This is a genomic window from Nitrosomonas mobilis (assembly GCF_900103035.1).
GTDB lineage: Bacteria > Pseudomonadota > Gammaproteobacteria > Burkholderiales > Nitrosomonadaceae > Nitrosomonas > Nitrosomonas mobilis.
In genome coordinates this window covers 1-7,684 of record NZ_FMWO01000084.1, presented here as the reverse complement: position 1 = coordinate 7,684, position 7,684 = coordinate 1, and the positions used below count along the sequence as shown (strand labels likewise).

Annotated in this window: 9 protein-coding genes and 3 pseudogenes; 7 read left to right on the top strand and 5 right to left on the bottom strand. The window is 44.5% G+C overall.

What is annotated here, in order from left to right:
• From NSMM_RS12770 to NSMM_RS12755, 4 genes are all read left to right on the top strand, one after another.
• A partial coding sequence (locus tag NSMM_RS12770) for an IS6 family transposase (RefSeq protein WP_090288008.1) occupies positions 1-645 on the top strand: 645 nt, incomplete at its 5' end.
• Between the two features lie 246 nt (positions 646-891).
• Positions 892-1,389: a DUF6398 domain-containing protein gene (locus tag NSMM_RS12765; RefSeq protein ID WP_090288006.1), complete on the top strand. Its 498-nt coding sequence runs from the start codon at positions 892-894 to the stop codon at positions 1,387-1,389.
• 700 nt (positions 1,390-2,089) lie between these two features.
• Positions 2,090-2,791 (top strand): ParA family protein, encoded by a 702-nt coding sequence (locus tag NSMM_RS12760; RefSeq protein ID WP_090288003.1) that lies wholly within the window; start codon positions 2,090-2,092, stop codon positions 2,789-2,791.
• Entirely contained in the window at positions 2,788-3,177 is a 390-nt protein-coding gene (locus tag NSMM_RS12755) for a hypothetical protein (protein ID WP_090288002.1), read from the top strand. The genes NSMM_RS12760 and NSMM_RS12755 overlap by 4 nt, the downstream gene beginning before the upstream one ends.
• Positions 3,178-3,353: 176 nt before the next feature.
• Here the strand turns inward: NSMM_RS12755 and NSMM_RS12750 are convergent.
• From NSMM_RS12750 to NSMM_RS12740, 3 genes and pseudogenes are all read right to left on the bottom strand, one after another.
• Positions 3,354-3,671 (bottom strand): annotated as a pseudogene (locus tag NSMM_RS12750) (transposase); the annotation flags it as partial.
• A gap of 174 nt (positions 3,672-3,845) precedes the next feature.
• Complete coding sequence (locus NSMM_RS12745) at positions 3,846-4,373, bottom strand: GNAT family protein (RefSeq protein WP_090288000.1); 528 nt, start codon at positions 4,371-4,373, stop codon at positions 3,846-3,848.
• Entirely contained in the window at positions 4,370-4,648 is a 279-nt protein-coding gene (locus NSMM_RS12740; RefSeq protein WP_090288009.1) for a type II toxin-antitoxin system TacA family antitoxin, read from the bottom strand. The genes NSMM_RS12745 and NSMM_RS12740 overlap by 4 nt, the downstream gene beginning before the upstream one ends.
• Positions 4,649-4,879: 231 nt before the next feature.
• On the opposite strand from NSMM_RS12740, the gene NSMM_RS12735 reads away from it, so the two are divergent.
• Both NSMM_RS12735 and NSMM_RS12730 read left to right on the top strand, forming a co-directional pair.
• Positions 4,880-5,101: a recombinase family protein gene (locus NSMM_RS12735; RefSeq protein WP_218121123.1), complete on the top strand. Its 222-nt coding sequence runs from the start codon at positions 4,880-4,882 to the stop codon at positions 5,099-5,101.
• Positions 5,086-5,367 (top strand): annotated as a pseudogene (locus tag NSMM_RS12730) (DDE-type integrase/transposase/recombinase); the annotation flags it as partial. The gene NSMM_RS12735 and the pseudogene NSMM_RS12730, both read left to right, overlap by 16 nt.
• A gap of 62 nt (positions 5,368-5,429) precedes the next feature.
• Here NSMM_RS12730 and NSMM_RS12725 read toward each other — a convergent pair.
• Positions 5,430-6,131: a hypothetical protein gene (locus tag NSMM_RS12725; protein WP_090287998.1), complete on the bottom strand. Its 702-nt coding sequence runs from the start codon at positions 6,129-6,131 to the stop codon at positions 5,430-5,432.
• A 90-nt stretch (positions 6,132-6,221) separates the two neighbouring features.
• The gene (locus NSMM_RS17200) at positions 6,222-6,413 is read right to left on the bottom strand and encodes a Rap1a/Tai family immunity protein (protein WP_176753970.1); all 192 of its coding nucleotides are present in this window, start codon (positions 6,411-6,413) and stop codon (positions 6,222-6,224) included.
• Between the two features lie 14 nt (positions 6,414-6,427).
• Between NSMM_RS17200 and NSMM_RS12720 the strand changes: the two are divergent.
• Positions 6,428-7,593: pseudogene (locus tag NSMM_RS12720) on the top strand (IS3 family transposase); the annotation flags it as partial.
• Positions 7,594-7,684: the final 91 nt, after the last annotated feature.

The window sequence follows — 7,684 nt, the reverse complement described above, 5'->3', positions numbered from 1 at the left end:
TGGCAACCTCGCTATCGTGAATTGGAAGAAATGATGTTGGAGCGTGGATTTGAAGTCGATCACACAACGCTTTATCGTTGGGTTCAACATTATGCACCCGAAATGGAAAAACGCATGCGGTGGTACTACAAGCCGACGATGGGCTACAGCTGGCGGGTAGATGAAACCTATGTGAAGGTTAAAGGGAAATGGACATATTTGTACCGAGCTATTGATAAGCACGGTGACACGATTGATTTCTATCTTTCACCTACCCGTAATAAGAAAGCCGCCAAACGGTTTCTAGGCAAAGCGCTCAAATCCATAAAACCATGGGCACATCCGCAGACAATTAATACAGATAAAGCGCCGACTTTCGGTCCTGCCATTGATGAGTTGAAGGAAGAAGGGAAATGCCTTGAGGATACGGTACACCGGCAGGTAAAGTACTTGAACAATATTGTCGAGGCTGATCATGGAAAACTCAAACAGCTGATAAATCCCGTACGCGGGTTCAAATCCATGAAGACCGCCTATGCAACGATCAAGGGGTTTGAACTCATGCACATGTTCAAGAAAGGACAGATGGATGCATGGAAATATGGGCAAGGTCTCATAGGAGAAATCCGTCTTATTGAAAGACAATTCGATATTTACACCGCATAATCAAAAATATCAGAGATTTACTCTAGCCAACGCTATTTTTTGCAACAGAGCCCTAAAGCGGGTCTGGTTTCCCTTCGCGTACGTTTCCGTACCGGAGGACTTCAAACCCCGTTAGCGAACGGTTCGACTCAGAAGTTTATTGCCAAGCGCTATCATAAGACTGACGCAAAACTGCATAATTGGCTTAAGAAAAACGGGTTGAAGGCAGCCAAATCCAGCATCCCTTTGTGAATCAGAGGATACATTATGAGTGAAACAGAGCGAGTGCCAGCTGTGCTGCAGGGAAAATACGACGAAATTGCAGCGCTTACGGATCAGTTCTGCCAGCAGCATTTGAACAAAGAGTATCAGGACCTTTGTAGGCGCATGACAACCAAGCTTTGCTGCAAGCGTTCATCGCCGGTAGTCACTGGAAAAACCAATACGTGGGCCTGTGGCATTGTTTACTCGGTGGGCCGAGTAAACTTTCTGTTCGACAAGAGCCAGACGCCGCACATGCGGGCGGATGAGTTGTGCCAGCACTTTGGTCTCAGCCCGAAAACAGGCTCTGCGAAATCGACAGCGATTATGAAGTTGTTGAAGTCTGGACAGGCTGACCCAAACTGGACCCTCCCAAGCCGTATGGCAGACAATCCAATAGTCTGGCTAATCCAGGTGAACGGTCTTATTGTTGATGTCCGACATGCGCCACGTGAGATCCAAGAGGAAGCCTTTAGGCGTGGGTGGATTCCTTATCTGCCGTGAGCGTTTTTATGAAGCAGGCGATGCGTTGGCCAGAGTTGACCGTTCAAGGGTGCGGAACCAAGGAAGATAAGAATCGAGGTACTTGGGGGAGACGCCATGGAATCGGTGCATCTGTATCTTGAGACGACTGTCGTAGGCATTGGCGTTCTGGATATGATAAACGCCGGCAAGGGCACGCCACAGACTTACTCTTTATCTCGATCGCCTCGATCACCGCTGCCTCCTCGTCCTCGGCAACCAATTCTTCCTTCAGTGCCCTGCCCTGCGCGTACGTCAGCGTTGTAACACTCCTGTGAGTTTCCTCCATTCACGTTGCATAATTTCACCCTTCTGACGTTCTGATACTGACATCACTTTGACAGCGCCAAGGATCACTGGTTGTGGGTTCACTATTTAATGTGGTGAGCCTAAATTAAACCATGGTTATAGTTCACAACTTTATAAAATTTGTACGTAAAGAAGTGTTATTAAAATAACAATTATTAACTTCATAGTTATTAATTTAATAACTAATAATTTATTAATTAATAACTATGAAGTTATTATCATATTAACTTAATAACCGCTGGACAAAAGTAGTGCAATGTGGGATTCTTAATAACATAATAATTATTATGTTATTAATTACGATCATCACAACTTAATAATTGTTTTCTTCATAGTTAATAACTATGAACTTCATGACTAAAAAGGAGAGTCTATGCCTGTTATTGTATTTGCCAGTCCAAAAGGTGGTGCGGGGAAAACCACTTCCGCTTTTCTATTGGCAACAGAGCTTGCCAACAGAAATATGAGTATTACCATCGTTGATGCAGACCCCAATCATCCGATTGAAAATTGGAGGAAAGGGGGAGGGAAGGCCAATAATCTTACTATCATGGTCAACAAAAATGAGGAATCTATCCTTGATGATATCGACACAGCAGCAGGAGAAAGTGATTTTGTTATTGTTGATCTTGAGGGAACCGCAAATTTATCCGTTGCTTATGCAATTTCAAGGGCTGATCTGGTCATTGTGCCTTCACAGCGTTCGACACTGGACGCAGGAGAAGCGGCAAAGGCCCTTTCCCTGGTCAAGCGGCAATCCAGTGTAGCTCGGCGTGAAATTCCCGTAGCATTACTTTTGACGCGAACCAGCCTTGCCATTCGCAGCAAAGGATTAAAGCGAATGCTTGAGAGTTTAGGGGCAAACAAGGTTGAATCTTTCATCGTGGAAATAAACGAACGCGAAGCTTTTAAAGCTGTTTTTGACCATACATGTACATTAGCTCAACTAGGAGATTCGCAAGTCAGTGGATTAGACAAGGCCCGTAAAAATTCTGCTGAATTTGCAGCCGAGGCAATCCAAAAATTAGACAGTCTACAACCCAAAAAACCTAAAATATTTAAAGGTGTGGCATGAGCAACACAAAAAATGATCCTGTAGATCCCTTTGCAGGCATCGATCTTGATAGATTTAAGACAGAACAGGGGAAGAAAAAAACGTCTCTTAGAAAACCACAGCCAGATAAGGAAGCTATAAAGGCTGTTGCCGAGCAAAATGATTTCCAAAGTCGGCAAGCCGCACCAAAAAAAAAGAAAATAATTACAAAAACATTTTCTTTATTTCAAGATGAATGCAACATTATCAATGATGTTTTGAGGGCTTATCTGAATAATCCAGACGAAGGACTCTCACAGCCTTCCGGATCAGATATTGTCCGAGCCGCCTTGCATATTTTTGCTGAAAAAAATTCGCAGGAACAAGTGAAACTTATCAAAGAACACCGGGGCAGGGGACGGAAATAACCCTCCTTAAAGGAAGCTATAGAGCAGGGACAATTAAAAGCGTATAGATACGTGAAAAGTATAAATAAATATTTACATATGCTTAAAGAGTTTATGAGATGTCAAAGAGAAAAACGCCAGAAAAAAAACGGCTCTGTCGCATTAAGCGAGATGATCTTGTCATCAAAGCCAACTCAGCAAGTTTGGTGCTTGGGAATAATTTGTGGCTCGAAACTGACTTAACGGTCACGAGGAATCTCGATGGGCAATTCACCGAATTCACCTTTTAGGGTCTTACGACTTTTATCATTTCTTGCATTGCCAGTGGAATTTGTTACAGTTTCGTGCTTATCGTGACCAAGATGCTCGGTTATCTCTGCTTGTAGGACACGTTCAACCAGCGCTTTGGTGAGTTGCTTGAGAAGACGATTCTCACTGGTTAAATGTTCTGGTTTTCTGTAATCAGCCAACGGACTATCAATTAAGTCGGTAGGTAGGAATTTGTGTGTAGTCATCTTTACTCCAAAAGTAAATAAGCAGTTTCCTGCTAAATGACCATTTACACTTCCGTTATTTTTTAATACAAATAATTATCATTATCTATTTTTAGTTGCTGAACTATACGACCCGGTTTGCAAATCATGCGGATCCAGATTATGTCTGCAGGCCGGAACGCTTGATCGATCCCATCACACTTTCCCTGCAGCAGTCAGTGCCGCATGGATAGTTTTGAAAGGTAGTAACAAAGATAAAGGTGCATCCAATAATGGAACAGCGCCATAACTGGTATACCACTGAGCAACTTGCTTATTCTTGGCGTCAATCAAAAGTGCTACACCGCCCGCCTGTGTTGCAACCAAAAGACAACGTCTTCCTGCTGCGAGCAATAACTGTCCCCCTAGTCCTTGTTTTTGTACTGATACGTCCACCGCCAGGCGTCCGAGCCTGAATACCGGTACTTCATGTCTAGCCAAGCCACGTTTAATCACTTCCGGAGTTAGTTCGTAAGCAATTGAGGCCGGGCAAAGACTGTAAAATCCAAGTACCTTTTTATTGTCGCTATCAGGAACGGCAATATAAGTTTTTGCTCCTCCTTTCTCGTGGCTCTGCCTTGCATGGCAATGTAAAAACTGATTCAAGGTATCGTCACCGCAGTTGAAAGCGATCCGATCATGATACTTGGCGATAGGTTCTTCGTGCCAGGCCGGAAGCGTCATGCTCGTTTTGGTAAGGAGAATGCTGCAGACATCAATTTTTCATTGGGTGCCGGAGGATTATCCAGAAGATCCAGAACATGCAAACTATCTCTCTCGTTCAGTTCCAGTATTTCGTTCTCGTTGATGATCTTGCGAGCCACTGAGACTGCATTGTTGATCACAAACTCGGTCAAATTAGTGTGCTGCAATGCGGCTGCCCGCATCAGCAGAGATTTCTCTTCTGATGCGATACGTAATGACATACGGTCATTGGTTTCTATTGGAATTCTAGGCATGGTTAGGCCCTTATAGTTGTACACATTGAAATAGTACATTAAAATTATCCTACAAGCAATATGTACGCCTTGAAAGCGTACAGTAGGTTTTCTTAAAAACGAAGGTTTTTAAGATACGCCAATGCTTCACTGAAAAATGTCCAAAAATAGACGTTTTTATATCTTAAAACTATCTCTTGAAACATGGCATCTAAAAAGCTAACATGGGAATGAGTTTTAGGAGGAATTAAGATGTTTGTTGGCTATGCTCGCGTTTCAACGCAAGACCAGAACCCAGAATTACAGATTGATGCGCTAAATAAAGTTGGATGCGTTAAGCTTTTTATCGAAAAAGCATCAGGGGCGCAGCGCGACCGCTATGAATTAAAAGCAGCATTAGAATATATGCGCTCAGGAGATACACTGGTGGTGTGGAAGCTCGATAGGCTTGCCCGCCTGCCATTGATGAGTTGAAGGAAGAAGGGAAATGCCCTGAGGATACGGTACACCGGCAGGTAAAGTACTTGAACAATATTGTCGAGGCTGATCATGGAAAACTCAAACAGCTGATAAATCCCGTACGCGGGTTCAAATCCATGAAGACCGCCTATGCAACGATCAAGGGGTTTGAACTCATGCACATGTTCAAGAAAGGACAGATGGATGCATGGAAATATGGGCAAGGTCTCATAGGAGAAATCCGTCTTATTGAAAGACAATTCGATATTTACACCGCATAATCAAAAATATCAGAGATTTACTCTAGCCAACGCTATTTTTTGCAACAGAGCCAAACGACTTGTTAGCTGTCTTTTTCGTGCCAATATTTTAATTCTCTTCCTGCTAGCATTTCTCTATATTTTTTAGCTACTTCTTTATTCTCAGTTGAATCACTTTCGAGACGCTCGATAATTTTTTGACGATACGGTTCAAGTACTTTGCGTTTTGTCATGAATGCACTTAAAGTACTTGCAGCCATCCTATACATAAAATAATTTTCCTTCATGTCGGCTAGAATTTTTTGATATTCCTCGGTGACATCAACCCAATCATTCAAATTATCAGCTTCTTTATCGAAATGAGCTGGTGTTACTTTACTTGGAGGCTTTCCTCCAATAATTTCAATCTCAGCTCGTGCATAGGCCTTAGCGACTAACTCCGAGCAAAATGATGACGACTCGTTGCCTGACCCCATGAAGACTTTATTATAATTTTGTGCATAAAAGTACATGCCAGCTTTCTGAAGCTTGTCAGTGTCCGAGCCTGCTTCAGTGATTGATTTATGTCTGATTACCCTCCACTTATGATCACAAGCTGTATCTTCATCAACTAATAAAGTTAAATGGACGCCTTTGTCATTAGTTGAATGTATAAAGACTCCGTCTCCCAAGCTAAATTCAACGTGACTAGAACTAACGTTAAGGTAAATTATTTTTTGCGCAGCTATAAGGGATGAGGATAACTTACCTTCACCTGTTACAAGTAAAACATCTCCGGGTAGCATAAGATTCTCCTAAACAGCTAACGTTGGAAATCACCGGACTGCAAAAAGTGCAGCTTTTTGACGGTCCGGTGGATTGAGATGTTAGGTGCATTACTTTTTGCACGGAAAAGCTTCTTTCATTGCATAGAACACGATTGAATCAGCTGACATATTCCATTTCTCAGGATTATTCTTTAGATACTTGGCGACAATAGCTATAAATTGACCGCGAGTAACACCCGATGTTGTGCAGAATAGGCCCCCGATTTTCAGACAATAAATTAAGGTGGTAACCTGCTGCAATTGAGGAGCAGGTTATGAGCGAAACGAAGCGCAAGAATTTTAGTGGCGAGTTCAAGGCCAAGGTGGCACTTGAAGCGGTCCGTGGCATCAAGACGGTTAACGAAATTGGCCAGGAGTTTGGGGTTCATCCGACACAGGTTGGTATGTGGAAGAAGGAGCTGCAAGAGCAGGCATCCAGCCTGTTTGATTCCAAGCGCGGTCCAAAGCCTGCCGACCCGTCAGCTAGCCCGGAGCGCCTGTATTCCGAGATCGGGCGGTTGAAGATGGAACTGGACTGGCTCAAAAAAAAGTCCGGGATCAGCCAGTAGAAAACCGCAAGTAATGGGTCAGCGCCATCGAACCACTGGCGCTGACCCGGCAATGCGAACTGGCGGGAGTTAACCGCTCCACGGTCTATGCGCCGCACATGGCCGCAAAACCGGACGAGCAGGAATTGGCACTGCTGGGACTGATTAACGCCAAATACACACGTCATCCGTTTTACGGCAGCCGCAAGATCAAGCATTATCTGCGTAGTTTAGGTTACAAGATCAACCGCAAGCGCGTACAGAGGTTGATGGGCATACTGGGCCTTGCCGGCATGGCGCCGGGGCCGAATACCAGCCGCCCGCACCCGCAGCACAAGGTTTATCCGTACCTGCTCAGAGGCGTGAATGTGATCCGCCCCAATCAGGTATGGAGTACGGACATCACATACATCCGCTTGGCACGCGGGTTCGTGTACTTGGTGGCCGTGATCGACTGGTACTCGCGTAAAGTGCTGTCGTGGCGGTTATCGAATACGCTGGATAGCGGATTCTGTGTGGACTGCCTGGAGCAGGCATTGCAGACATATGGAACGCCCGAGATATTCAACACCGATCAGGGCTGCCAGTTCACCAGCGAAGCTTTTACTGGCGTGCTGTTAAAAAAAGAAATCGCCATCAGCATGGACGGGCGTGGCCGGGCACTGGATAACATCTTTGTGGAACGGCTCTGGCGCAGCGTCAAACACGAGGACGTGTATCTGAAAGGTTACATCACGATGCCTGAATTGCTGATAGGTCTGACAGAATACTTTGTGCTTTACAACACAGAAAGACCGCACCAATCGCTGGGCTACGACACGCCAGATCAGGTATACCGTACAGCGAGTGGTGGCGGAGCAAGGATTGTGGACAAATATAGTGAGAAAGAAAAATCTCACACAGAAGTAGAAACAAAAAAAGAAACCGAAAACCGGGGCAGCGCCGTTCCGCTGCATGAAGAAGGTTACCCTCTTAAACTCGATA